The sequence below is a fragment of the Limimaricola variabilis genome (assembly GCF_014195545.1).
GTDB classification, from domain to species: Bacteria; Pseudomonadota; Alphaproteobacteria; order Rhodobacterales; family Rhodobacteraceae; genus Limimaricola; species Limimaricola variabilis.
This window is the reverse complement of record NZ_JACIBX010000002.1, coordinates 353,507-377,636: the sequence shown is the minus strand read 5'-3', so window position 1 is coordinate 377,636 and position 24,130 is coordinate 353,507. Positions and strand designations below refer to the sequence as shown.

21 protein-coding genes are annotated in these 24,130 nt (G+C 69.1%); 9 read left to right on the top strand and 12 right to left on the bottom strand.

Annotation, left to right across the window (positions count from 1 at the left end):
* Positions 1-25: 25 nt before the first annotated feature.
* The gene (locus FHS00_RS04920) at positions 26-490 is read left to right on the top strand and encodes a PTS sugar transporter subunit IIA (protein WP_183470411.1); all 465 of its coding nucleotides are present in this window, start codon (positions 26-28) and stop codon (positions 488-490) included.
* Between the two features lie 6 nt (positions 491-496).
* Here FHS00_RS04920 and FHS00_RS04915 read toward each other — a convergent pair whose 3' ends face one another.
* The 8 genes from FHS00_RS04915 to cysQ all read right to left on the bottom strand — a co-directional run bounded on the left by FHS00_RS04915 (position 497) and on the right by cysQ (position 9,697).
* Positions 497-1,918, bottom strand: a complete 1,422-nt coding sequence (locus tag FHS00_RS04915) for a nodulation protein NodH (protein WP_183470410.1) — start codon at positions 1,916-1,918, stop codon at positions 497-499.
* Positions 1,911-3,611, bottom strand: coding sequence for a DUF5927 domain-containing protein (locus FHS00_RS04910; RefSeq protein ID WP_183470409.1), 1,701 nt, complete (start codon positions 3,609-3,611; stop codon positions 1,911-1,913). The genes FHS00_RS04915 and FHS00_RS04910 overlap by 8 nt, the downstream gene beginning before the upstream one ends.
* A complete protein-coding gene (locus FHS00_RS04905) occupies positions 3,608-4,618 on the bottom strand; it encodes a glycosyltransferase family 2 protein (protein WP_343064584.1) in 1,011 nt (336 codons plus the stop codon). Before FHS00_RS04905 ends, FHS00_RS04910 begins: the two co-directional genes overlap by 4 nt.
* 22 nt (positions 4,619-4,640) lie before the next feature.
* The gene (locus tag FHS00_RS04900) at positions 4,641-5,825 is read right to left on the bottom strand and encodes a glycosyltransferase family 4 protein (protein ID WP_183470407.1); all 1,185 of its coding nucleotides are present in this window, start codon (positions 5,823-5,825) and stop codon (positions 4,641-4,643) included.
* Between the two features lie 4 nt (positions 5,826-5,829).
* On the bottom strand, positions 5,830-6,723 hold the full coding sequence (gene galU, locus FHS00_RS04895; protein WP_183470406.1) for a UTP--glucose-1-phosphate uridylyltransferase GalU: 894 nt from the start codon (positions 6,721-6,723) through the stop codon (positions 5,830-5,832).
* Between the two features lie 96 nt (positions 6,724-6,819).
* Positions 6,820-8,103 carry a glycosyltransferase gene (locus FHS00_RS04890; RefSeq protein WP_183470404.1) on the bottom strand — a complete coding sequence of 428 codons (1,284 nt, stop codon included), beginning with the start codon at positions 8,101-8,103 and terminating at the stop codon, positions 6,820-6,822.
* On the bottom strand, positions 8,100-8,903 hold the full coding sequence (locus tag FHS00_RS04885; RefSeq protein ID WP_183470403.1) for a 3-deoxy-manno-octulosonate cytidylyltransferase: 804 nt from the start codon (positions 8,901-8,903) through the stop codon (positions 8,100-8,102). The genes FHS00_RS04890 and FHS00_RS04885 overlap by 4 nt, the downstream gene beginning before the upstream one ends.
* The gene (cysQ, locus tag FHS00_RS04880) at positions 8,903-9,697 is read right to left on the bottom strand and encodes a 3'(2'),5'-bisphosphate nucleotidase CysQ (protein ID WP_183470402.1); all 795 of its coding nucleotides are present in this window, start codon (positions 9,695-9,697) and stop codon (positions 8,903-8,905) included. The genes FHS00_RS04885 and cysQ overlap by 1 nt, the downstream gene beginning before the upstream one ends.
* Before the next feature lie 147 nt (positions 9,698-9,844).
* On the opposite strand from cysQ, the gene FHS00_RS04875 reads away from it, so the two are divergent.
* Both FHS00_RS04875 and FHS00_RS04870 read left to right on the top strand, forming a co-directional pair.
* Entirely contained in the window at positions 9,845-10,666 is an 822-nt protein-coding gene (locus FHS00_RS04875; RefSeq protein ID WP_183470401.1) for an ABC transporter permease, read from the top strand.
* Positions 10,663-11,265 carry an SH3 domain-containing protein gene (locus FHS00_RS04870; RefSeq protein WP_183470400.1) on the top strand — a complete coding sequence of 201 codons (603 nt, stop codon included), beginning with the start codon at positions 10,663-10,665 and terminating at the stop codon, positions 11,263-11,265. The genes FHS00_RS04875 and FHS00_RS04870 overlap by 4 nt, the downstream gene beginning before the upstream one ends.
* 24 nt (positions 11,266-11,289) lie before the next feature.
* Here the strand turns inward: FHS00_RS04870 and FHS00_RS04865 are convergent, their stop codons facing one another.
* Positions 11,290-11,898, bottom strand: a complete 609-nt coding sequence (locus FHS00_RS04865; protein ID WP_183470399.1) for an alpha-ketoglutarate-dependent dioxygenase AlkB family protein — start codon at positions 11,896-11,898, stop codon at positions 11,290-11,292.
* Between the two features lie 193 nt (positions 11,899-12,091).
* Between FHS00_RS04865 and dnaK the strand changes: the two genes are divergently transcribed.
* The 3 genes from dnaK (at position 12,092) to radC (ending at position 16,048) form a co-directional block, all read left to right on the top strand.
* On the top strand, positions 12,092-14,017 hold the full coding sequence (gene dnaK, locus FHS00_RS04860) for a molecular chaperone DnaK (protein ID WP_183470398.1): 1,926 nt from the start codon (positions 12,092-12,094) through the stop codon (positions 14,015-14,017).
* Between the two features lie 78 nt (positions 14,018-14,095).
* Complete coding sequence (dnaJ, locus tag FHS00_RS04855) at positions 14,096-15,253, top strand: molecular chaperone DnaJ (RefSeq protein WP_183470397.1); 1,158 nt, start codon at positions 14,096-14,098, stop codon at positions 15,251-15,253.
* A 42-nt stretch (positions 15,254-15,295) separates the two neighbouring features.
* Positions 15,296-16,048, top strand: coding sequence for a RadC family protein (gene radC / locus FHS00_RS04850; protein WP_183470395.1), 753 nt, complete (start codon positions 15,296-15,298; stop codon positions 16,046-16,048).
* Here radC and FHS00_RS04845 read toward each other — a convergent pair.
* The 3 genes from FHS00_RS04845 to secA form a co-directional block, all read right to left on the bottom strand.
* Positions 16,045-17,655, bottom strand: coding sequence for a substrate-binding domain-containing protein (locus FHS00_RS04845; protein ID WP_246391047.1), 1,611 nt, complete (start codon positions 17,653-17,655; stop codon positions 16,045-16,047). The genes radC and FHS00_RS04845 overlap by 4 nt on opposite strands.
* Positions 17,652-18,548 carry a hypothetical protein gene (locus FHS00_RS04840; RefSeq protein ID WP_183470393.1) on the bottom strand — a complete coding sequence of 299 codons (897 nt, stop codon included), beginning with the start codon at positions 18,546-18,548 and terminating at the stop codon, positions 17,652-17,654. Before FHS00_RS04840 ends, FHS00_RS04845 begins: the two co-directional genes overlap by 4 nt.
* A 126-nt stretch (positions 18,549-18,674) precedes the next feature.
* Positions 18,675-21,485 carry a preprotein translocase subunit SecA gene (secA, locus tag FHS00_RS04835; RefSeq protein WP_183470391.1) on the bottom strand — a complete coding sequence of 937 codons (2,811 nt, stop codon included), beginning with the start codon at positions 21,483-21,485 and terminating at the stop codon, positions 18,675-18,677.
* Between the two features lie 187 nt (positions 21,486-21,672).
* Here secA and FHS00_RS04830 point away from each other — a divergent pair, with 187 nt between their 5' ends.
* Genes FHS00_RS04830 through FHS00_RS04820 form a run of 3 tightly spaced genes read left to right on the top strand, consistent with a single transcriptional unit; the run spans position 21,673 to position 24,130 of the window.
* Positions 21,673-22,515 carry a peptidylprolyl isomerase gene (locus tag FHS00_RS04830; RefSeq protein ID WP_183470389.1) on the top strand — a complete coding sequence of 281 codons (843 nt, stop codon included), beginning with the start codon at positions 21,673-21,675 and terminating at the stop codon, positions 22,513-22,515.
* A 2-nt stretch (positions 22,516-22,517) separates the two neighbouring features.
* A complete protein-coding gene (argJ, locus tag FHS00_RS04825) occupies positions 22,518-23,735 on the top strand; it encodes a bifunctional glutamate N-acetyltransferase/amino-acid acetyltransferase ArgJ (protein WP_183470387.1) in 1,218 nt (405 codons plus the stop codon).
* Positions 23,732-24,130 (top strand): (deoxy)nucleoside triphosphate pyrophosphohydrolase, encoded by a 399-nt coding sequence (locus FHS00_RS04820; protein WP_183470385.1) that lies wholly within the window; start codon positions 23,732-23,734, stop codon positions 24,128-24,130. The genes argJ and FHS00_RS04820 overlap by 4 nt, the downstream gene beginning before the upstream one ends.

The following is a 24,130-nucleotide window of genomic DNA, read 5'->3' as shown; positions in this document are numbered from 1 at the left end:
CCGCCTCGCAGACAGGGGACTCCCTATGCAGATTTCCGAGATCCTTCCCGTCGAGGGCGTGAAGTTGCTGGCCTCCACCAGCTCCAAGAAACGCCTGTTCCAGGATCTCGGGGACCTCGCTGAGAGCTGCTACGACCTGCCGCCGGGCCGCGTGGTCGAGGCGCTGCTCGAACGCGAGGCGCTGGGCCCCACCGGCGTAGGCCACGGCGTGGCCCTGCCGCATGCCCGGCTCGAAGGTGTCGAGCGGGTGCGCGGCCTGTTCATCCGGCTGGAAAAGCCCCTGGACTTCGACGCGGTCGACCGCCAGCCCGTCGATCTGGTGTTCTGCCTGTTGGCGCCCGGCGGCAGCGGCGTCGAGCATCTCAAGGCGCTGGCGCTGGTCTCCCGCACCCTGCGCGATGCCGCCACCTGCCAGAAGCTGCGCGCCAATGCCGAGATCGGCACGCTGCACGCGATCCTGACCGAAGGCCCCGCCACGCAGGCCGCCTGAGCGGCCTCAACCCTCCAGCGGCCGCCAGTCCTCGAAGCCGAACCGGCTGTAATCGCGGCCATAGACCGCGCGCGCCGCGCGTTCGATATCGGCATCGTAGATCGCGGCCAGTGCCCCCTGCCACGGGTCAGACCCCCCTGCCCAGCGCGGTGCCTCGCAGCCGGCCTGCGCCGCGATCCAGGGCAGGTCGCGCGCCAGATCCGCCTCGCGCAGCACCGCATCGGGGCTGTCGAAACCGGCGATTCCCTGCAGGAGCGCGCCCTGACTTGCCCATGCAGCATCGACCCGGATCGCGGTCTGGCCGCCCAGATTGGCCTTCAGGAAGCCCAGAAAGGCGAGAAACCCCGCGCGGTGCCGCGCCGGATCCGGGTCCGGCCCCTCGGCGACCGGGTCGATCTCCAGTGCGAACTGCCGCCGCAGCGTCTCGCGGATCTCGGCGAAGCTGCCCGGCCCCCGCGCCAGAATCCGTTCGCAGAAGGCCGCATGGGCGCGGGCCACCGGGTGGCGCAGCACAGTGAAGCTGCGGTGGCCGGGATGGCTGCGCTGCCAGTCGCGCAGCGTCTTTTGCGTGAAACCCGTGCGCAGCGGCGCGCCGTCGACCGCCGCCAGCCAATCCGCGAGCGCCGCCTCAGGCCCCGATTTCAGCGGCATGCAGAGCAGCCCGCTGCGCGCCGCGGCGAAGTAGCGCGGCACCATCGGCCCCCGGCGCGGCTCGAACTCGGGCGTCCGGTCGAGGTCGAACCGGTCGATTCCCGCCAGCGCCTCGCGCATTTCCTCGGGGTTCTCCACCTTGTCGGTGACGCTGCCGGGGTTCTGCTTCTTGAGGCTGCGATCGAGCCCTTCGAGCCGCGCCTCGACCCCCAGCCAGGCAGCGAGGCCGTTGAGGACCTCGACCTCCTGCAGATCCTCGTAGCCAAGATGGAACGCCGTCTGCCCGCCGCGCTGCAGCGCCGCCCGGATGCGGCTCTGGGTCTCGCGCAGACGCTGCAGATGCGCGGCGAAACCTTCCGGCTCGAAGCGCACCAGCGCCGCCTTGGCGTGGCGCGGATCGGTCAGCTTCCACTGCCCGGTGGCGGTGGCGATGCGGTGGCTGACATAGCTGTCGAGCGGGTTGCGGGTCAGCACGATCTTGGCGATGCGCGGCTCGGCCATCAGCGCGTCGAAGATGCGCGGATCATGATCGCCGAAATAGCGGAAACCGTTGAGCCCCGGCGCAGCCCGCAGCCGCGCCAGCAGCGCCAACGGATCGGCGTCGCGTGCCGCGCGGTCAGTGCCGAGGATCGGCGCATCCTTCGGCGTGCCGATGAAATGCGGGTTGAACGCCTCGCCGTGGCAACGCACCCCGTCGAGCGCGTTGAGGTTGGCTTCCAGGAAATTGGAGCCGGTCCGCATCTCGGCCAGCACCACGAAACTGTCGAACTCAGCCATGCGGCCTCACGATATAGGGTCTGGGGGCCGGCTGGCGCGGCGCCGGCGGCTCGGCCGGAACGTCACCGGTCAGGTAGGGGTGCATGCCCTGGTTGCGCATTTCCTGCAGGAACCGGCCAAAGCCTTCGAGCGGGCGCAGCGCGGGGGGCGCGGGTAGAGGCCCGGTGCGGCCGGGCGCGATATCGGCGAGGATTCGCGCCAGCGCCTCGTCTGGCGTCTCGAGGAACTCGGCCAGCGTCCAGACCCGCACCCGAGCCTTGGCATGGGGCGAGCGCAGCGCCTCTAGGTGATCGGCCTCGACCCGTTGCAACCGCGCAGCCTCGTCCTTGAGGCGTGCCACCGGCAGGCCCGAGGCAAAGAGCGGCACCGCCCAGGCCCCCGAGATCACGCCGATCCGGGCGTTGGGATCCTTCGCGATGTCCCAGCTCACGAACTGGCTGTCGCGCGGGCCGAACTGGAACACCTGCCGCCCTGCTCGGCCGTTCCAGATCAGGTTGGTGAGAAAGCGCTGCGCGTTGTGATCGCGCAGCTCGGGCGCCGCCGCGAGGGCGCCGCGCCAGATCGGCGCGCCATCCTCGAACTCGGCGCCCTCGGGCGCGAAGACATGGCCGTGCACCGTAGCGCCGCTGGCCTTGGCGAACCACGGCCCGAAACCCTCGTAGAGTTCGGCGAACCCCTCCAGCACGCCGTAAGGCGCGGCGGTGAAGCCGTTCTCCCATCCCTCATGCGGCAGGCGGCTTTGCATGTAGAGCCCGGCGCGGCCGCGCACCCGCCGCTCGGTCGCCTCGGCGAAGACCCTATCGATCCGAGCCGGCGCCGGCTCGGCCACGCCGGCCGGGTGCCCGCCCGCCTCCATCTGCGCATAGATCGCCTCGGCCCGGGGCCAGATCTTGCGCGCCACGAAGCAGTCCGAGCGGCGCAGCAGCGGCAGGTGGTCGTCGTAGAACAGGTGCGGTTTGCCTTGGAAGTCGAACTTGCACATGGTCAGCGACCGGCTCTCGATCCGTCCCGACCAGCGCCGCGCGAGGCTCTGGAAATAGCTCTCATCCGGGATCCAGACCCGCCGGAAATAGCGATCGAGCGCCGGGCGCTGTGGGTCCGACAGGATCGCCCGCAGCGTGGCCGCGCTCAGGCACCACCATTGCGAGCCGATATGCGGCTCCAGTCCCTCGGGTAGCCGCCGCCGCACCCCCAGCCGCCGTTGCAACGCGACGTAGCGGTCGAACAGCCAGCGCTGCCGCTTCCACGAGAACGGAAAGCGCAGGGTGAAGCGCTCCTCCGAGAGGCCGCCCACCGTCCAAGGCACATGCGCCACCCGGGCGCTCTCGATGAAGTCGGTGCCGGGCCGGTCGCGCAGATAGGCGTCGAGCTCGGCCACCGGGCGCAGCGGCACGCAGGCGCCCGAGGCGAGATAGACGTGCCCCAGATCTGGAAACCGCTCCAGCAGCAGCGCCGCGCCCGACCGGGTCGCCGCGACGATGCCCCAGCCGCCCCATTCGCAGCGATGCCGCTCGCAGAACAGGACTTGGTCGGAGAGGTCGTCGAACTGGGCGCGAAAGCGCGCGTAGCGGGCAGGCTTCATCGCGGCATCGACATGCACCACCACCGGGCAGCCCGACCGTGCCCAGTGCCGGATCACCTGCGCCGCGCGTCCCAGCGCGGTGTGCACCAGGATCACCACCCCGAAGCTCACGTCCAGTTGCCCCGCGACATCAGCCCCAGCTCCTCGAGCTGGCGCCAGTTGATGTATTTCTCGCTCCATCGGCACCACAGTTCCGGGTCCGCCTCCAGACCGGCGGCATAGGCCTTGTACTCGGCGCTTGCGGCGTAATGTTGACGCCGCTGCAGCTCCTCGCGGGCCTTGGCCCCGAAACCGTCGAGAAACTTGGTGTGCAGCAGCAGGCCGCTGGTCTTCTCGCCGCCCCACTCGTCATAGACGAGGTTGAGCCCACGCGGCAGCAGCATGTGGGTCGAGCTGACATAGGCGTAGCGGCGGTCCCACTTCACCAGCGGGATCTTGTTGAGCGCCGGGGCGCGCCACGGCTCCTGCGCGAAGAACATCCGCGCCCGCGGCCCGCCCTGGATCCACAGATTGCCGAACGTCTCGTTGCGCGACAGGCTGTAATTGCCCGGATCGAACCAGCAGGCGATCTCGAGCGGATCGCCGCCCCGCTCATAGGGCTGCGCGCCGATCGTCCCCTTGGGATAGAGGTCGAGCAGCATCGCCCCGAAACTGCGGATCGAGGAGGCGTCGAGCCAGTCGGTCAGCGCCTTCAGCGGCCGCGTGTCGCAAAACGGATAGACCAGCAGCTCGTCGGGATCGACGGTCAGGCACCAGTGGCCATGGCCGTGACGCCGCGCCAGCCAGTTCAGCCAGTCGACCCCGAAGCGGGCGCGCTTGTAGCTGGCGTCGCTGCGCCACAGCGACACGTCCTCCTGCGCGGCGAGATATTCGGCGCCGCCATCGTTGCTGCCATTGTCGACCATCAGGAAATGCCCGACGCCCATCCGGCGGTAATAGTCGAGGAAATGCGGCAGCCGCATGTTCTCGTTGCGCAGCGTGGTGAAGACCAGAATGTCCGCGGGGCGGATCGCGCGGGTGCGATCGACCACCGTCGTCAGTTCGCGCCGCTTGCGAAGCGCCCGGAGCCGCCAGCGTCGGCGGTGCAGTCTCAGCCGGTATGCCTGCCAGGCCTTCACGCGCAGCTCCCTTTCCTGCCGATCAGAGCCCGGCCAGTGCCCGGGCGACATGCGCCTCCCAGCCGGGCGGGGAAAGGCGCGGCGGCCGCGCGGCGCCGGGCAGCGCCAGCGCCCGAACCGCCTGCTCCCACTGGTAGCGATCGGTGGGGGCGCAGTAAACGGCACGCCCGCCCATCAGTTCGCGGGCGATGGCGAGATCGCTACACACCACCGGGCAGCCAAGGCTCAGCGCCTCAAGCGGCGGCAGCCCATAGCCCTCGGCCAGCGAGGGAAAGAGCAGCGCACGTGCGTCCTTGATCAGCGTGGCGATGGCCCCGTCGGTCAGCCCCGCCAGTTCGGTGACACGGGGCACGCCGCGGTCGAGCCGCTCGAACACCGCCGCGTTGTTCCAGCCGCGGGCACCGCAGATCAGCAGCTGGGGCGCATTCGGGCCAAGCCGCTCCCAAACATCGAGCAGCAGCGCATGGTTCTTGCGCGGCTCGATCGTGCCCAGCGCCAGCATGTAGGGGCGCGACAAATCGAGATCCGGCGGCAGCGCGGCGCGGTCGGGAAAGGCGGGCGTGACGCCGAGCGGGGCCACGACCAACTCGGGCACCCGGCCCAGCCGCCGCAGATGCCCCTCGATATCGGCGGCCGTCGTCCGGGCCGTGGCGATCACTCGGTCGGCATGGCGGGCCGTCACCGACAGCCGTTCGGCAAAGCGCCGCACCGTGCCCGGTCCCGCGGCCCAGGGCAGGTCGAGGGGGATGGTGTCATGGATCAGCACCGCTATACGGGCGTCCGCGCCGCGCATCGCCTGCATCACCGCAGCATCGAGATCGGCATGCCCGGTATTGAGATAGAGGGCGCCCGAAGGCAGGTGTCGGCGCAGCATACGACCCAAACCGGGGCGGCTGCTGCGCGCGAGCGCAAGGCGGCGAACATGTCCCTGTGCCGCGCGGCGCGGCGGATCGAGCCGGCGAAACAGCCCGGCCACCGCGCCCGGCGCACCCCAGTCGTCGATGTCGGATGCGGTTGCGAAACGCGCCATGCCGCTTCGGTCGAGCAGCGCGAACCCGATGGGCGTGCGCAGCAGCCCGAAGATCGGGCGCGGATCTGCGAGGCAGGCTTCGAGCCAGGCCCGCTCGACCCGGTCGACGCCGGTCCGGGTGCGGCCGGCCCGACTGGCCAGCCGCGTCAGGTCGAGGACCAGCGCCGTGGGGGGCAAACCCTTACTGGGCAGCGCTGCGGAACGCCATCATCTCCTGGAGATACTGGCTGAACTCGTCGCGCAGCTCCTCGCGCGCGAGGCCGAAGGCCACGGTTGCCTGCAGGAAGCCGGCCTTGGAGCCGCAATCGTAACGCTCGCCCGCGAAGCGGTAGCCATAGACCCCGCGCGGCCCCTCGATCTCTTTGGCGATGGCATCGGTGAGCTGGATCTCTCCGCCGGCGCCCTTCTCGCCCGAATCGAGATGCTTCATCACCTCGGGCGACAGGATGTAGCGGCCGATCACCGCGAGGTTCGAGGGCGCGTCGGCGGGCTTGGGCTTTTCCACCATGCCACGCACCTTCATCGCATTGCCCGAACCCGGCTCCACGTCGAGCACGCCGTAGGAGGAGGTACGCTCGTTCGGCACTTCCATGGCCGCGACCATGCAACCGCCGGTCTCGCGATGCGCCTCGACCATCTGCTGCAGGCAGGGCTTCTCGGCGGCGATGACGTCGTCCGGCAGGATCACCGCGAAGGGCTCGTCGCCGATCAGGTTGCGGGCGCACCACACGGCGTGACCGAGGCCCAGCGCCTGGTGCTGGCGGATATAGGCGATCGCGCCCGAGGGCATGTAGGTGGATTTCAGCACTTCGAGGAGCTTATCCTTGCCATCCTCGGCAAGCCGCGCCTCGAGTTCGGGCGAATGGTCGAAGTAATCCTCGAGCGCCGACTTGCCGCGCGCGGTGACGAAGATGAACTCCTCGATCCCGGCAGCGCGTGCCTCGTCGATCGCGTATTGGATCAACGGCTGATCCACGAGCGTCATGATCTCCTTCGGCACCGACTTGGTGGCGGGGAGAAAGCGCGTTCCAAGTCCTGCGACGGGAAAGACGGCCTTGGTCACACGTTGCTTCATCTGTCTGGATCCTTTGGGTCGCGACTCCGGGAGAGCGGAGGCGGGGGAAAACGGTTCACGATGTCTGCCGACATCTTTCTAACATACAACACCGGACTACCATGACGGTTTCATGGGTTCCAAGTCGGTTTCATACCGAACGGAGTTCGCGCCCTCCGGATCGCGGGTCGCCTGCTGTCGCGCCATCTCATGCGCGACGCGCTCGTCGAAACGCCAGCGGCGGAACAGCGGATCGTCCGGCAGCGATGGCCCGAACTGCCCCCCCGACTGGACCCAGACGCCGCGCCGATCGAAGCGGAGCGTATGTCGACGGGCATCGGGCCAAAGCACCAGAAGCGTCGTGACATGGCCCTCGGCGGCGAAGGCGGCCGCCTCGGCCAGTCTCGCGCGCGCCTCCCAGGGCCGGGCCGAAAGCCATGTCGCGGGCCCTTCGGGCGGCACGTCATGCAGCGCCGCAAAGGGCGGCGGCGGTTCGTCGAGCGGGGCCAGCCGGGCCAGCGGCCGCAGCCGCCCCTCCGACACTCCGGCGTCGAACCCCTCAAGCAGCCCGGCCACGTCACCCGGCGCGATCCGGCCCCACTGCATGTGATGCAGCAGGCGCCGCCGCTGCGCTGCGCGCTCCGCCGACAGCCGGGCATTCCCGTCGAGTCGAACGGCATGGCGGCGCAGGAACACCGCGAGGCTGGCGCCGATCTCGAACAGGTCGCGCGGCACCCGGTCGCGACGCCGGCGTGGGCTTTCGAGATAGCCGTGATTCACGATCGCCCCGGGCACGATCGCGGTGCGCGCGCCCTGCGCGGCCAGCCGCAGGTTCAGGTCGGTCTCGTCGAGATAGAAGCGATAGGCGGGGTCGAACCCGCCCATCGCCGCCAGCAGGCCGCGCCGCACCGCCATATTGGTGCCTTCGGTCTTGATGCCGCGCCCGAGCCGGCCGCGCAGCACCACGGTCTCGTCATTGTCGAGTATCAGGTCACGGGTACTGCCATCGGCAAAGGCCGCCCGCGCCCGCCATTGCCAGCCCAGATGGCCGGGCCCGCGCACATAGCCGCCCGCCGCCGCGACATCCTCGTCGGCGAAGGGCGCCGTCAGCGCGGCAAGCCAGCCCGGCTCGGGCAGCGCGTCGTCGTCGAGAAAGGCCACCACCTCGCCTGCCGCCGCCTCGATACCGATGTTGCGCGCCAGGCTGATATTGGCCTCGTCGCAGCGCCGCAGCCGGATCCGTCCGGCCCAGGCCGCGAGCGCCGCCTCGCCTTCGGCATCGGTGACGACGATCACCTCGAAGGCCGGGTGGCGATTCTGCGCCAGCGCGGTGAGACACAGGCCCAGCGCGGCGGGACGGCCGCGGCTGACGATCACCACGCTGACGCGCGCGGGCGTCACGCCACCTGCATCTCTTTGAGCATCGCCTCGATCCGCGGCACGTCCTGCGGGTTGTTCAGCTCCCAGAACTGCCGCCCGCGTGCCTCGACCTCGACGCAGAGTACCGGCACGCGCCGCTCGAGAAAGCGCAGCTGCTCCAGCCCTTCGAGCGTCTCCAAGGGCCCCTGCGGCCAGCGACCATAGGCGGCGAGCGCCGAGGGCCGGTAGGCATAGACGCCGACATGGTGGAACACCGGCGTCGCCTCATCGGCGGCGTAGTCGTCGCGGCCGGTGTAGGGAATCACTTCCTTGGAGAAGTAGAGCGCGGTGTTGTCGGCGCCGAACACCGCCGTGGTGCCCCCGACCCGACCCTCGCGCCGGTCCTCGCGGAACCCGGCCAACGCCGCGGCGTCGGCGCGCAGCACCGGCGTCGCCACCTCGGCGACCGGGTGGTCGCGCAGATCCTCGACCAGCCGTTCGACGAACCAGGGCGGGGTCAGCGGCGCGTCGCCCTGCAGGTTGACCACCAGATCGAAACCGCCGCCCAGCGTGTCGAAGGCCTCGGCGCAGCGCTCGGTGCCATTGCGGCAGGCCTCGGAGGTCATCACCACCTCGGCACCGAACCCTTCGGCATGGCTGCGGATCCGGTCGTCATCGGTCGCGACCACGACGCGGGGGGTGCCCGACACCTGCTGCGCCGCCTCCCAGGAGCGGCGGATCAGGCTGCGCGCCTCGCCGGTGGCACCCTTGAGTTCGACAAGCGGCTTGCCCGGGTAGCGGGTCGAGGCGTAGCGGGCGGGAATGACGATGAGCAGCGACATCAGGGTTTCGCCAGTTCGATGCCCGGGGCCAGGGCGATGAAGAACGGGTTTTCGAAACCCGGCTTGCCATAGCCGAGCGGGCTGTGATCGTCGAAGCGCACGACCTGACCGCCCGCACCGGCGAGCACCGCATGACCGGCCGCCGTGTCCCATTCCATGGTGCGCCCCAGCCGCGGATAGAGATCGGCCTCGCCGGTCGCGACGAGGCAGAACTTGAGCGAGGAGCCCGCGCTCTTCATGTCGGCGACCTCGTACTTGCCGATATAGTCGTCGGTCGCGGCGTCGCGGTGGCTCTTGGAGGCGACGACGCGCAGCGCGGCGCCGGGGGTCGCGACCTTGATCGGCTTGGTGGCGCCGGGGGTTTCGGCGTCGAACGGCCCCTGCTCCTCGACCGAGGCGCCCGAGGCCTCGGTGTAGAACAGGCGCTGCTTGGCGGGGGCATAGACGACGCCCCGGGTCGGCTGGCCATCCTCGACCAGCGCGATGTTGACGGTGAAGTCGCCGCGCCGCTGCACGAATTCCTTGGTGCCGTCGAGCGGGTCGACGATCAGGAAGGTGCTCACCTCCTGCCCGTGGCTGTCGGCCTGCTCCTCGGTGACGAGCGGCAGATCCGGGAACGCCGCGCGCAACCCTGCGGAGATCAGCGCGTCGGCGGCCTCGTCGGCGGCGGTGACGGGGCTGTCGTCGCCCTTGGCGCGCACCTCGAAATCGGGACCGTCATAGATCTCCATGATCTTCTCGCCCGCCTCGATGGCAAGAGTGCGCATCACCCGCGTCAGCCTGTCGAAATCCATCAGCCCAATCGTCCTTTCACCCGGTCGCGCCCCGAAATCGCCATCCGCTTCATGCAATGTTGATGGGTCGGGGCGATCTCCTTATGGTATTCCGCCGGGGGATCGGCAAGAAAATCGTCGCCCCCGCGACCGCAGGAACGAGGCCAGATGTTCGAACGCGAACGCTCCCGCGGCGCCGGCCGCCACGCCGCCGGCCTGGCCGAGCTGATCTACCACTCGACCGTGCGGGAGATCCGCAAGAGCCACCGCAACGCCCTGGCCGGGTTGGCGATGAACATCGCCCAGACGGTGATCTTCGTGCTGGCCTTCTACATGATGTTCGCGCTGATCGGCGCCCGCGGCGCCGGGCTCAGGGGCGACTTCCTGCTCTACCTGATGTCCGGCATTTTCCTGTTTCTCACCCACACCAAGGCGGTAGCGGCGGTGGTGAAGGCCGACGGCCCGGCCTCCTCGATGATGAAGCACGCGCCGCTCAACACCGCCGTGACCATCTCCGCCGCCGCGCTGGGCTCGCTCTACATCCAGGTGCTGTCGCTCCTGGTGGTGCTGTTCTTCTACCACGTGCTGGTGACGCCGGTGGTGATCGAGGACCCGGTGGGCGCGATGGGGATGCTGCTTGTGTCGTGGTTCTCCGGCGTCGGCGTCGGCATGATCTTCATGGCGATCAAGCCTTGGCTGCCCGAGTTCACCCAGCTCGGCGTGTCGATCTACTCGCGGGTCAACATGATCGCGTCGGGCAAGATGTTCGTGGCCAACACGCTGCCGGGCTACATGCTCGCCCTGTTCGACTGGAACCCGCTGTTTCACGCCATCGACCAGGCCCGGGGCGACATCTTTCTCAACTACACGCCGCATTTCACCTCGGCGCTCTACCCGCTCTGGGTCGGGCTGGCGCTGATGGCGATCGGCATGATGGCCGAGTTCTTCACCCGCAAGCGCGCCTCGGCGAGCTGGAGCGCCGGGCGGTGAGGGGGCTGGCGCTGGCGTTGCTGCTCTGGGCCGCGCCGGCGCTCGCCACGCAGGATGCCTGGCCCGCGCTGTTCGACGTGGCGCGGGTGGCCGCCGACGACCAGCTCAACATCCGCTCCGGCCCCGGCGCCGGGCATAAGGTGATCGGCCATCTCGCCCATGACGCGCGTGGCATCGAGGTGATCGAGATGTCGCGCGACGGGGGCTGGGGCCGGGTCAATGCGGGCGAAGGCACGGGCTGGGTGAGCCTGGGCTTTCTCGACCGGCGACCGGGACAGTGGGACGGGGCGATTCCGCCTCTCGCCGCATGCTTCGGGACCGAACCGTTCTGGCGGCTGGAGACCGGCGAGAGCTGGCGGCTGGACACGCCCGAAGGCGAGCTGTTCGAGGCGCCCGCCCCTGCCCTCGTGGGCAGCGCTGGCCATCGCGGCCGCTTCGCCGCGGCGCTGCGGACGGATGGCACGATCTGGAGCCTGTCGCTGCTCAACCAGAGCTGCTCGGACGGCATGTCGTCGCGCCGCTACGGCTTCGAGGCGCTGATGGTCGGGGGGGGCCCACAGACCACGCTTCTCACCGGCTGCTGCTCGCTCGCCCGCTGACGGCCAAGCGCCATAGGAGCCTCACTAGCGCACCACCCGCAGCGTCACGTTGATCCGGCCGCCGCCGTCGATCAGCGTCGAGGACCCGTCGCGCACCCGGTCGATGCCATGATGCACCAGCCGCGCCGCGCCGCCCATCACCGCCACGTCACCCGAGCGCAGCCAGATCGAGGCGGTCTTGCCGCCGCGCTCGACCGATCCGACCCGAAACAGGGCCTCGTCGCCGAGGCTGATCGACACCACCGGGTAGGAGAAGTCACCCTCGTCGCGATCCTGATGCATGCCCATCTTCGCACCCTCGCGGTAGAGGTTGACAAGGCAGCTGTCTGGATCGGCCTCCACCCCCGACACCGCCCGCCAGACCGCCAGCACGCTGTCGGGGATCGGGGGCCAGGGCTGGCCGGTCTCGGGATGGAGGGGCTCGTAGCGGTAGCCCCGCCGGTCGGCGACCCAGCCCAGCCGCCCGGCCGAGGTCATCCGCACGCTCATCGGACCCCGCCGCGTCACCGGCCGCATCACCGGCGCGGCGCGCGCCACCTCGCGCAGATCGGCCAGCATCGCGGCCTGTGCTTCCGGCCCGAGCAGGCCCGGCAGCACCCGCACGCCCCGCAGATCGATCTCTTGGGTTGCCATCGCGCCCCTCCGGTTCCCGTCTCGCGGCAAAATGGCGCATCGCGACCGCCTCTGCCAGTTGCAGCCCGAAAACGCCCTCCCTATATAGCCCAGTGATCCGCGGCGGGGCTTCTCCGCCGCTACATTCCTGTCCGGGGCGGATGCCTCAACGGGTCCGAACCGGAAAACCGCCTAGAGCTAGAGGGTTTTGAACATGGCTAAAGTAATCGGCATCGACCTCGGGACCACCAACTCCTGCGTCGCGATCATGGACGGCTCGCAGCCCCGTGTGATCGAGAACTCGGAAGGCGCCCGCACCACCCCGTCGATCGTCGCCTTCACCGATGACGAGCGTCTGGTCGGCCAGCCCGCCAAGCGGCAGGCCGTCACCAACCCGTCCAACACCATCCACGCGGTCAAGCGCCTGATCGGCCGTCGCATGTCCGACGCTGCGGTCGAGAAGGATCGCAAGCTTGTCCCCTACAGCATCGTGGACGGCGGCAATGGCGACGCCTGGGTCGAGGTGAAGGGCGAGAAGTATTCGCCGTCGCAGATTTCCGCCTTCACCCTGCAGAAGATGAAGGAGACTGCCGAGTCCTATCTCGGCGAGGAGGTGACGCAGGCCGTCATCACGGTCCCCGCCTACTTCAACGACGCCCAGCGTCAGGCCACCAAGGACGCCGGCAAGATCGCCGGACTCGAGGTGCTGCGCATCATCAACGAGCCGACCGCCGCGGCACTGGCCTACGGCCTCGACAAGAAGGACTCGAAGACCATCGCCGTCTATGACCTCGGCGGCGGCACCTTCGACGTGACCATCCTCGAGATCGACGACGGCCTGTTCGAGGTGAAGTCGACCAATGGCGACACCTTCCTCGGTGGCGAAGACTTCGACATGCGCATCGTGAACTACCTCGCCGAGGAGTTCAAAAAGGAGCATGGCGTCGACCTGACCCAGGACAAGATGGCGCTGCAGCGTCTCAAGGAAGCGGCCGAAAAGGCCAAGATCGAGCTCTCCTCGAGCCAGCAGACCGAGATCAACCAGCCCTTCATCTCGATGGACGGCAAGACCGGCACGCCGCTGCACATGGTCATGAAGCTGACCCGTGCCAAGTTGGAAAGCCTCGTGGGCGACCTGATCAAGGCCTCGATGAAGCCCTGCCAGGCGGCGCTCAAGGATGCCGGCATCTCGACCTCCGAGATCGACGAGGTGGTTCTTGTCGGCGGCATGACCCGCATGCCCAAGGTGATCGAGGAAGTGACCAAGTTCTTCGGCAAGGAGCCGCACAAGGGCGTCAATCCCGACGAGGTCGTGGCGCTGGGCGCGGCGATCCAGGCCGGCGTGCTGCAGGGCGACGTCAAGGACGTGGTGCTGCTCGACGTGACGCCGCTGTCGCTTGGCATCGAGACGCTGGGTGGCGTGTTCACCCGCCTGATCGACCGCAACACCACCATCCCGACCAAGAAGAGCCAGATCTTCTCGACCGCCGAGGACAACCAGAACGCGGTGACGATCCGGGTCTTCCAGGGTGAGCGCGAGATGGCGGCCGACAACAAGATGCTCGGCCAGTTCAACCTCGAGAACATCCCGCCTGCCCCGCGCGGCATGCCGCAGATCGAGGTGACCTTCGACATCGACGCCAACGGCATCGTCTCGGTGTCGGCCAAGGACAAGGGCACTGGCAAGGAGCAGAAGATCACCATCCAGGCCTCCGGCGGTCTCACCGACGAGGACATCGAGAAGATGGTCCGCGAGGCGGAGGAGAACGCCGACGCCGACAAGAAGCGGCGCGACCTCGTCGAGGCCAAAAACCAGGCCGAGAGCCTCATCCACTCGACCGAGAAGTCGATGGAAGAGCATGCCGACAAGGTCGATCCCTCGACCATCGAGGCAATCGAGCTGGCGCTGGCCGCGCTCAAGGACGAGCTCGAGGGTGACAACCCCGACAAGATCCGTGCCGGCATCCAGAACGTCTCCGAGGCGGCGATGAAGCTGGGCGAGGCGATCTACAAGGCCAGCCAGGAAGAAGCCGGCGAGGAGGAGCCCGCCGAGGCGGACACCAAGTCGCGGGACGCTGATGACGACGGCATCGTCGACGCCGACTTCGAGGATCTGGACGACGACAAGCGGGGCCGCTGAGCGGTCCCCGAGCTCCCAGTCCGAGGGGCCGGCCCGGGACCGGGTCGGCCCTTTCCCGTTCGATAGATGGATGATCCCATGGCAAAACGCGACTACTACGAAACGCTCGGGGTCTCGAAGGGCGCGTCCGCCGACGAGATCAAGAAGGCCTATCGCCGCAAGGCCAAGGAGCTGCATCCCGACCGCAATTCCGACAACCCCAATGCCGAGGAGCAGTTCAAGGCCGCCAACGAGGCCTATGACGTTCTCAAGGATGCCGACAAGAAGGCCGCCTATGACCGCTACGGTCACGCCGCCTTCGAAGGCGGCATGGGCGGGCGGCCCGGCGGCGGGGCTGGCGGCTTCAGGGGCCAAGGCGATTTCGCCTCGGCCTTCTCGGACGTGTTCGACGACCTGTTCGGCGACTTCATGGGCCAGCGCGGTGGCGCCGGCCAGGGCCGCTCGCGCGCCGCGCGCGGCAACGATCTGCGCTACAACCTGCGCATCAATCTCGAGGACGCCTTCTCCGGTCTGCAGAAGACCGTGACCGTGCCGACCTCGGTCACCTGCGGCAAATGCCACGGCTCCGGCGCCTCCGACGGCTCCGAGCCCGCCACCTGCCCGACCTGTTCGGGCATGGGCAAGGTGCGCGCCCAGCAAGGCTTCTTCACCGTCGAGCGGACCTGCCCGACCTGCAACGGCATCGGCCAGATCATCAAGGATCCCTGCCGTGCCTGCCAGGGCGCCGGACGGGTCGAGAAGGAGAAGTCGCTCTCGGTCAACATCCCGGCGGGCGTCGAGACCGGCACCCGCATCCGTCTCGCCGGCGAGGGCGAGGCCGGGCTCAGGGGCGGGCCTTCGGGCGACCTCTACATCTTCATCGACGTGGCCGAGCACCAGCTGTTCAAGCGCGACGGCACCGATCTCTACTGCCGCGTGCCCGTCTCCATGGCGGCGGCGGCGCTCGGTGGCGACATTGAGGTGCCGACCATCGATGGCGGCAAGAGCCGAGTGAAGATCCCCGAAGGCAGCCAGTCGGGCCGGCAGATGCGCCTGCGCGGCAAGGGCATGCCCGCCCTGCGCGGCGGTCAGCGCGGTGACATGTTTATCGAGCTCGCCGTCGAGACGCCGGTCAACCTGACCGCGCGCCAGCGCGAGCTGCTGCGCGAGTTCGACGAGCTCGGCGAGAAGAACAACCCGCAGAGCTCGAACTTCTTCTCGGCGGTGAAGGGGTTCTGGGATTCGATGAAGGGCTGAGGTTAAGCCCGCGTTAACCATGCCCGCGAGACAGTCGCGGGCATGGTGCCGTCATTCGCCGAACGCCCGCTGCCCTTCGACTCCGATGAGGTGGCCGAGGTAGCGCCCCTGCCCAAGGGCCGCGTGCCGTCCTACATGGCCGATCACCGCCGCCGCCTGCGCGAGAGGTTCCTCGCCGGCGGGGCCGAGGCCATGCCCGATTACGAGCTTCTGGAACTGCTGCTCTTCCTCGCCGTGCCGCGGCAGGACATGAAACCGCTCGCCCGGCGGCTGATCGACGCCTTCGGCGACCTCAACCGCGTGCTCGCCGCGCCGATTCCCCGCCTGTCCGAGATCGAGGGGGCGGGGCCGGCGGTGGTCGGCGCGCTCAAGGTGGTCGAGGCTGTGGCGCATCGCATGGCGCGGGCGCGGGTCATCGCGCGCCCGGTTCTGTCGGGCTGGGAGCCGCTGCTCGACTATTGCCGCACGGTGATGGCGCATCGCGACACCGAGATGTTCCGCGTGCTGTTCCTCGACCGGCGCAACGTGCTGATCGCCGACGAGGCGCAGGCGCGCGGCACGGTCGACCACGTGCCTGTCTATCCGCGCGAGGTGGTGAAGCGGGCGCTGGAGCTCAATGCCTCGGCGCTGATCCTGGTGCACAACCACCCCTCCGGCGACCCCACCCCCTCCGAGGCCGACATCGCCATGACCGCGCGGATCGAGGCGGCGGCAGCGCTCGACATCTTGCTGCACGACCATCTGGTGATCGGCAAATCACGCGAGACCAGCTTTCGCGCCGAAGGGCTGATCTAGCGCAGCGGCGCCACCCAGAGCTCGACCCGGCGATTGATCCCGCGGCCGGTCTCGCTGTCGTCGCAGCCCATGGGCAGCGCCTCGCCGAAGGCCGCGACCTCCAGCTCTACCCCCGGCGGCAGGGTGCCCCCCAGCAGCGACAGTACTGCGGCGCGCACCGCCTCGGCCCGCTCGAGCGACAGGTCATGATTGGCGACCGGCCCGCCCTGCCCGTCCGAGAACCCGGCGAGCAGCAGCGACTCGCCGTTGTGGCGACCGTCCCGGATCGACTGCGCCAGCTGCACGACGCGCGAGCGCGACACCGGGTCGAGCGCGGTCTCCCCCGTCTCGAAGCGGAAGGTCGTCGACAGCCGCTCTCGCGGACGCAGCACCCGCAACATGCGCTGCAGCTCCTCGATCCCGGTATCCTCTCCCGCCGAAAGCACGGCGCCGGCGATCCGGTCCCCCTGCGCGGTGATCGGAATGGGGATCGGCGCGAGGCCCGTCACCCCCGCACGGCGCAGCACCAGCTGGGCCTCGGCGGTGGCGATCCAGCCAAGAAACGCCTCGGCCGCGTCCGGCAGGCGCCGCATCGGACGGTAGAGCACCAGCGGCAGGGTCAGCGGGTAATCCCCCGTCGCGACCGTTTCGGCCCGCGCCGCGCCGCGCAGCCCGCACGGCCCGGTCAGGGCGAGCGGCTGGGTTGCGCCGGTCCGGCCGAAGGGCAACATGCCGATCGCCCCCGGATCGGCCGCGACCGCTTCGGCGAGCGCCTCCGCGTCGGGGTGGCGGACCACCGCGTCCGACAGCGTCCGGCCCGCGCGCGCCAGCACCAAGGCCTCGAACCCCTGCGTCTGGCCGCTTGTCTCGGGCCCCAGATGCAGCGTCACCGGCCCCGCCTTCGCCTCGAGCCGCGACCAGTCGGTGATCTCTCCGGCAAAGAGCCGCGACAGCTGCGACAGCGACAGCGCCGTGATCCGCCGCCCCGGCGCTACCACCGGCACCAGCGCGTCGAGCCCGATGAGCTGCAACCGCCCCGGCGCGTCGAGCCGGCCGAGGCCTGCGTCGCGCGCCAGCGTCAGCTCCCCGGCATCGAGCAGCCGCTCGGCCATGGCGAGATCGGCCTCGTCGGCGAGCAGGTCGGCAAAGCCGTCCTCGGTGGAGGTGAGCCGGAACGACACCTGCAGCAGCGGCTTGCCGCCCTCGGGCGACACGAGGCTGTAATGCGCATGACTGGCATCGCCCGGCGCGGTCTCGAGCACGAGCCCCCGCGCCCGCGCATATCCGTCGATCAGCGCCGGCAACACCAGATCACCCAGCCGGGCCGCACCCGAGAGCCGCAGCGCGGGTACCCAGCTTTCCGGATCGGGACAGACAGCGCCCGCGCAGTCCACCCCCGCCAAGGGCAGCGTCAATTCGCCATGCTCGGAGGCGATCCGCAGGAACCGTCCATCAAAACCCAAGAGGCTTCCGGTAATGGTCAGAGAGCCGTTGCGCGAGGTCAGCGTCACCTCGCGGTCGTCCGGCTGGGCGGCGAGGCCGGTGGCCGACACGCACAGCGCGGCCCACAGGGCCACGCGACGCAGGATCGGGACGAGGGAAAGGGCAGCGGGGGCGTGACGCGTCATCTCGACGCGACTGTCATCCCCGGTTCCGGATTTTGCAAGACGAGAAGCTCGCCCACCGCGTCGCAGCCCGGCAGGGTGAGCTCGATGCCGGTGCCGGCGGGTCCGCGATCGCCGCTTTGCAGCAGCTCGGCCGCGACCGGGCGGCCGCAATTGGCCTCGGTCACCTCGATTTCGACGCTGACGGCGGCGCGCTCCCCGGTCGGGGCGCTGTAGATCTCGACCAGCCGCGGCAGCGGCGCCGCCGGATCGCCCAGCACGATCACCGCCGCGCCGCTGGCGCTGGCCGGCATGTCGCGGCTCAGATGGCCCTCGCCGCCGTGCCGCGCGCCGGGCGCCAAGGCATGGAGCGATAGCCCCTCGCCGCCGTCCGACTGCAGGGCGACACGGCGCCATTCGGCGAGGTCGGCGATATCCGCGGCGGCGACGGCCGACGCGCCGTTGGCCTCCGCCATGAACACCGCTCGCTTGGCGAGCGCCGGGAACAGAGTCTCGGCCCGGCCCTCGTCATCGGTGAGCAGTGTCACGGTCAGCCCCTGATGGCGCAGCGTCAGCCGCGCGTCGCGGGCGCAGGGCGCGGCGACCTGCAGCAGCGCCATGGCGCCCGGGCGGGGTTCGGCCGAAAGCGCGAGGCCGCAATCGCGCGCCACGCGCGGCGCGGCGATCCCGGCCAGCCGGGCAGGGTCGCGCGGCGCTTGGGGGCGGTCGAATACGATGTTCGGGACCGGCGGGGCCTCGACCCGGGCGGCGATCAGCACCGGCGCTTCGGGGAAGGTCTCGGGGAGGTCGACCGGCGTGGCTTGAGCGCGTGAAACGCCGTTCTCCATGAACTGGCCGATCGCGAAGGCAGCGGCGGCGCAACCGGCGGCGGTAGCGAGAAATCTCAAGACGGCCATGACCCGCTCCTTTGTTGGGACGGGTCTAGGCTAGGCTGGCGACAAGGCCCCAGCGCGACCGCAAACCGGCCGCATGAGGGTGTCATCCGGGCATCTTTGCGGCAGATGCCCGGATCTGGTCGGGCCTCAGAGCTTGCCGTGGCAGTGCTTGAACTTCTCGCCCGAGCCGCAGGGGCAGGGTTCGTTGCGCGACGGATTGCCCCAGCTCGCCGGGTCGTTCTCGTCGAAATCCGCCGCCGACCGGGCGGGCGCGGCCTCGGCCCCTGCCCCGGCCATTTCCGGGGCTTCGCGCCGCGGTGCCGGCTGCGCCGGGGCACCGGTGGCCGCGCCGGCACCCGCCGCCGCTGCACCAGTACCGGCGGCCGCAGCACCTGCACCTGCCGCACTGCCCGTGGCCTGTGCCCGGGCCGCCTGCGCCTGCATCGCGCGCTGCAGCATCGCCTGCTGCTCTTCCTTGGTGATCGGACGGACCTGGGCCAGCTTCTCGGTGACCTCGGCCCGCAGCCCGTCGAGCAGACCCTCGAACAGCTGGAAGGCCTCGGTCTTGTACTCGTTGAGCGGGTCGCGCTGCGCATAGCCGCGGAAGCCCACCACCGAGCGCAGATGCTCGAGCATCAGCAGGTGCTCGCGCCACTTGCCGTCGATGGTCTGCAGCAGCACCTGCTTCTCGATGCTGCGCATGGTCTCGGGGCCGAACGCCTCGGCCTTCTCGGCCATAAGCTTGTCGGAGGCCTCTTCGAGCCGCTCGCGGATCACCGCGTCGTCGACCCCTTCCTCATCGGCCCATTTCACCACCGGCACGTCGACGCCGAGCGTCTGGATCGCCTTGGCATAGAGCCCCTCGGCGTCCCACTGATCGGCATAGGCACGCTGCGGGATATGGGTGGCGACCATGTCCTCGATCACCTGGTGACGCATGTCGGCGACGATCTCGGAGAGATCCTTGGCCTCCATGATCTCGCGGCGCTGGGAGAAGATCACCTTGCGCTGCTCGTTCATCACGTCGTCGTATTTCAGCAGCTGCTTGCGGATGTCGAAGTTGCGCCCCTCGACCTTGGCCTGTGCGCGCTCGAGCGACTTGTTCACCCAAGGGTGCACGATCGCCTCGCCTTCCTTCATGCCCAGACCCGACAGCACCTTCTCGAGGCGCTCGGAGCCGAAGATCCGCATCAGGTCGTCTTCGAGCGACAGGAAGAAGGAGGACCGCCCCGGGTCACCCTGCCGGCCCGAGCGGCCGCGCAGCTGGTTGTCGATGCGCCGGCTCTCGTGCCGCTCGGTGGCGAGCACGAAGAGACCACCGGCCTCGAGCACGGCCTTCTTCTCGTCGGCATGCTCGGCCTCGATCCGGGCACGGATCTCGTCGGGATGCGCCTCCGGATCGGCGGCCAGCGCCTCGATCACCTTCAGCTCGACATTGCCGCCGAGCTGGATGTCGGTGCCGCGGCCGGCCATGTTGGTGGCGATGGTCACCGCGCCGAGCTTGCCGGCATCGGCAATGATCTGCGCCTCCTGCTCGTGCTGGCGGGCGTTGAGCACGTTGTGCTTGATGCCTTCCTTCTCGAGCAGCTTGGACAGGAATTCGGATTTCTCGATCGAGGTCGTGCCGACCAGGATCGGCTGGCGCTTTTCATGCGCCTCCTTGATCGCCTTGACCACGCCGTCGAATTTCTCGCGGGCGGTGCGGTAGACCTGATCGTGCTCGTCGATCCGCTGGATCGGGCGGTTGGTCGGCACCTCGACCACGCCGAGACGGTAGATCTCGTAGAATTCGTCGGCCTCGGTCAGCGCCGTGCCGGTCATGCCGGCCAGCTTGTCGTAGAGGCGGAAGTAGTTCTGGAAGGTCACCGAGGCCAGCGTCACGTTCTCGGGCTGGATGTCGAGATCTTCCTTTGCCTCGATCGCCTGGTGCAGACCGTCCGACAGACGGCGGCCATGCATCATCCGGCCGGTGAACTCGTCGATCAGCACGGCCTGGCCGTCGCGGATGATGTAGTCCTTGTCGCGCTGGAACAGCTTGTGCGCGCGCAGGCCCTGGTTGACGTGGTGCACGATGGTCGTGCTCTCGGGATCGTAGAGCGTCTGCCCCTCGGGCAGGATGCCGAGCGCCTGCAGCCGCGCTTCGAGGAACTCGTTGCCCTCGTCGGTATAGGTGACCGAGCGGGTCTTCTCGTCGAGGGTGTAATGCTCCTCGGTCAGGTCGGGGATCACCCGGTCGATCTGGCGGTAGAGCTCGGAGCGGTCCTGGCTCGGGCCGGAGATGATCAGCGGCGTGCGCGCCTCGTCGATCAGGATCGAGTCGGTCTCGTCGACGATCGCGAAGTTGTGGCCGCGCTGGTTCATCTGCGACAGCTCGGACTTCATGTTGTCGCGCAGGTAGTCGAAGCCCAGCTCGTTGTTCGTCGCATAGGTGACGTCGGCGGCGTAGGCGCCCTTCTTCTCGGACTCGGGCTGCTGCGGATAGACCACGCCGGTGGTCAGGCCGAGCGCGCCGTAGACCTTGCTCATCCATTCGGCGTCGCGCTTGGCGAGGTAGTCGTTCACGGTGACGACGTGCACGCCCTTGCCCGACAGGCCGTTGAGATAGGCCGGGAAGGTCGCGACCAGGGTCTTGCCCTCGCCGGTCTTCATCTCGGCGATGTTGCCCTGATGCAGGAAGATCCCGCCCATCAGCTGCGTGTCGAAGGCCCGCAGGCCGAGCGCGCGGCGCGCCGCCTCGCGGCAGTTGGCGAAGGCCTCCGGCAGCAGGTGATCGAGGCTCTCGCCGTTTTCGATCCGCTCCTTGAACTCGGCGGTCTTGGCCTTGAGGCCCGCGTCGTCCAGCGCCTGGAACTCGGGCTCGAGCGCGTTGATCTTTTCGATCAGCGGTCGCGTGGACTTGATCTTGCGGTCGTTCGGCGTGCCGAAGACCTTCTTGGCCAGCGATCCGATACCCAGCATTGGCGATTGTCTCCTGCCGTCGTGACTTGATCTGCAAGGAGGTCGCTTGTCGCCCCCGCATGTGGGGCATAGATAGGGCGCAAGTGCCGCCCTTTGCCAGCCCATCCGGCGATGTAAGGAGCGGGAGACCGAGTGTCAACGTCGCGCCCGGGACGCGTTCCCCGCGCGGCTGAGGGAAGGAAACCGCATGATCCGCACGTTGCCCGCCGCCGCCCTGATGGCCGGCCTGTCCACCATGGCCGCCGCGCAGCAGGCCTCGGACGTCGTCGCCACCGTCAACGGCACCGAGATCACGCTGGGCGAAATGATCATCACCCGCAGCCAACTGCCGCAACAATACCAGCAGCTTCCGCCCGAGACCCTGTTCCAGGGCATCCTCGATCAGCTGGTGCAGCAGCAGGTGCTTGCCGACACGGTCGAGGGCGTCCCCGCCCGGGTGGAACTGGCCCTCGCCAACCAGCGCCGTTCGCTGCTCGCCGGCGAGGCGATCACCGAGATGATGGGCGAGGAGGTCTCCGACGAGGAGCTCCAGGCCGCCTATGACGAAGCCTTCGCCGACGCCGAGGCCACCAACGAGTACAACGCCAGCCACATCCTCGTGGAGACCGAGGAAGAGGCGCAGGCCGTGCTCGAGCGGCTCGAGGCCGGCGAGGAGTTCGCCGAGATCGCCAAGGAAGTCTCGACCGATCCCGGTTCGGGCGCGCAGGGCGGCAGCCTCGGCTGGTTCGCCGACGGCATGATGGTGCAGCCGTTCCAAGACGCCGTGGCCGCGCTCGAGAAGGGCGAGACCACCGAAACGCCGGTCGAGACGCAGTTCGGCTTCCACGTGATCCGGCTCGACGACACCCGCACCCAAGAGCCGCCGACGCTCGACGAGGTGCGCGAGGATCTCGCCAGCCAGATCCAGCAGCAGAAGATCGAGGCCCGGCTTGAGGAGCTCGAGGCCGAAGCCGAAGTCACCCGTCCCGAGGAGGGCGCCTTCGACCCCTCCGTGCTGACCAATCTCGACCTGCTCGAAGAGGGCAACTGATCATGGCCGGTCCGGTCTCGCCGCTGGCGCCCGCCAGCTTCCCCGCCCTGCCCGAGATCGCGGGCGTGCGTTTCGCCTCCGTGGCCGCCGGCGTGCGATACGCGAACCGGACCGACGTGATGCTCGCGGAGCTGGCCGAGGGCTCGGCGGTGGCGGGGGTGTTCACGCGCTCCTCCACCCGCTCGGCCCCGGTCCGCGACTGCGAGGCGAAGATCGGCGCGGACACGTCCCGCGCCGCCTTTCTCGTCAATTCGGGCAACTCCAACGCCTTCACCGGTCAGGCCGGCGAACGCTCGGTGGCCGAGATCTGCACCGCCGTGGCCGCAGCCACCGGCATCGACGCCTCCCGGGTCTTCACCTCCTCCACCGGCGTGATCGGCGAGCCGCTGCCGCATGAGCGGATCGTGGCAAAGCTCGACGTGCTGAACGCCGCGCTGGAGCCCGCGGGCATCGAAGGCGCGGCTCGCGCCATCATGACCACCGACACCTTTCCCAAGGGCGCGACCGAAACGGTCGAGATCGACGGGAAGAGCGTGAAGATCGCCGGTATCGCCAAGGGATCGGGCATGATCGCGCCCGACATGGCGACCATGCTGGTCTACATCTTCACCGACGCGAAATTCGAACAGCCGGCGCTGCAGACCCTGTTGCGCCAGATCACCGACCGGACCTTCAACTGCATCACCGTGGACAGCGACACCTCGACCTCGGACACGCTGCTGATGGCCGCGACCGGGGCCTCGGGTGCGGATGCCACGGGCAATGCCGACTTCGCCGAGGCGCTGGAGCGGGTTATGCTCGACCTCGCGCATCAGGTGGTGCGCGACGGCGAAGGCGCGACCAAGTTCGTCGAGATCCGCGTCTCCGGCGCGGCTTCCGACGCCGATGCCCGCAAGATTGCCATGGCCACCGCCAACTCGCCGCTGGTCAAGACCGCGATTGCCGGTGAGGACCCGAACTGGGGCCGCGTCGTCATGGCGGTTGGCAAGTCCGGGGCCGAGGCCGACCGCGACCGGCTCTCGATCCGCTTCGGCGACATCCTCGTGGCCGAGAAGGGCTGGGTCAGCCCGTCCTACAGCGAGGAGAAGGCCGCCGCCTACATGAAGGGGCAGGAAATCGTGATCGACGTCGATCTCGGGCTGGGGCAGGGCTCGGCCGTGGCCTGGACCTGCGACCTCACGCACCGCTACATCGAGATCAACGCCGACTACCGCTCGTGAAGATCGTCCTCGTCTCTGCCGTCGCGCTGATCGACGCCGATGGAAGGGTGCTGCTCGCGCAGCGCCCCGAGGGCAAGTCGATGGCCGGGCTGTGGGAGTTTCCCGGCGGCAAGGTCGAGCCGGGCGAGACGCCGGAGGCGGCGCTGATCCGCGAGCTGCACGAGGAGCTCGGCATCGACACGCAGGAGAGCTGTCTCGCGCCGCTGACCTTTGCCAGCCACGCCTATGAGAGCTTTCACCTGTTGATGCCGCTCTTCGCCTGTCGCCGCTGGCAGGGCGTGGTCAGGGGGCGGGAGAATCAGGCGCTGGAATGGGTACGGCCGAACCGGCTGCGCGAGTACCCGATGCCGCCCGCCGACCTCCCGTTGATTCCCGTCCTGCGGGACTGGCTCTGA

Coding starts and splice junctions, on each gene's coding strand:
- FHS00_RS04920 (WP_183470411.1), top strand. CDS start 26: ATGCAGATTTCCGAGATCCTTCCCGTCGAGGGCGTGAAGTTGCTGGCC.
- FHS00_RS04915 (WP_183470410.1), bottom strand. CDS start 1,918: ATGGCTGAGTTCGACAGTTTCGTGGTGCTGGCCGAGATGCGGACCGGC.
- galU (WP_183470406.1), bottom strand. CDS start 6,723: ATGAAGCAACGTGTGACCAAGGCCGTCTTTCCCGTCGCAGGACTTGGA.
- FHS00_RS04885 (WP_183470403.1), bottom strand. CDS start 8,903: ATGTCGCTGCTCATCGTCATTCCCGCCCGCTACGCCTCGACCCGCTAC.
- cysQ (WP_183470402.1), bottom strand. CDS start 9,697: ATGGATTTCGACAGGCTGACGCGGGTGATGCGCACTCTTGCCATCGAG.
- FHS00_RS04875 (WP_183470401.1), top strand. CDS start 9,845: ATGTTCGAACGCGAACGCTCCCGCGGCGCCGGCCGCCACGCCGCCGGC.
- FHS00_RS04865 (WP_183470399.1), bottom strand. CDS start 11,898: ATGGCAACCCAAGAGATCGATCTGCGGGGCGTGCGGGTGCTGCCGGGC.
- dnaK (WP_183470398.1), top strand. CDS start 12,092: ATGGCTAAAGTAATCGGCATCGACCTCGGGACCACCAACTCCTGCGTC.
- dnaJ (WP_183470397.1), top strand. CDS start 14,096: ATGGCAAAACGCGACTACTACGAAACGCTCGGGGTCTCGAAGGGCGCG.
- radC (WP_183470395.1), top strand. CDS start 15,296: ATGGTGCCGTCATTCGCCGAACGCCCGCTGCCCTTCGACTCCGATGAG.
- FHS00_RS04845 (WP_246391047.1), bottom strand. CDS start 17,655: ATGACGCGTCACGCCCCCGCTGCCCTTTCCCTCGTCCCGATCCTGCGT.
- FHS00_RS04840 (WP_183470393.1), bottom strand. CDS start 18,548: ATGGCCGTCTTGAGATTTCTCGCTACCGCCGCCGGTTGCGCCGCCGCT.
- secA (WP_183470391.1), bottom strand. CDS start 21,485: ATGCTGGGTATCGGATCGCTGGCCAAGAAGGTCTTCGGCACGCCGAAC.
- FHS00_RS04830 (WP_183470389.1), top strand. CDS start 21,673: ATGATCCGCACGTTGCCCGCCGCCGCCCTGATGGCCGGCCTGTCCACC.
- argJ (WP_183470387.1), top strand. CDS start 22,518: ATGGCCGGTCCGGTCTCGCCGCTGGCGCCCGCCAGCTTCCCCGCCCTG.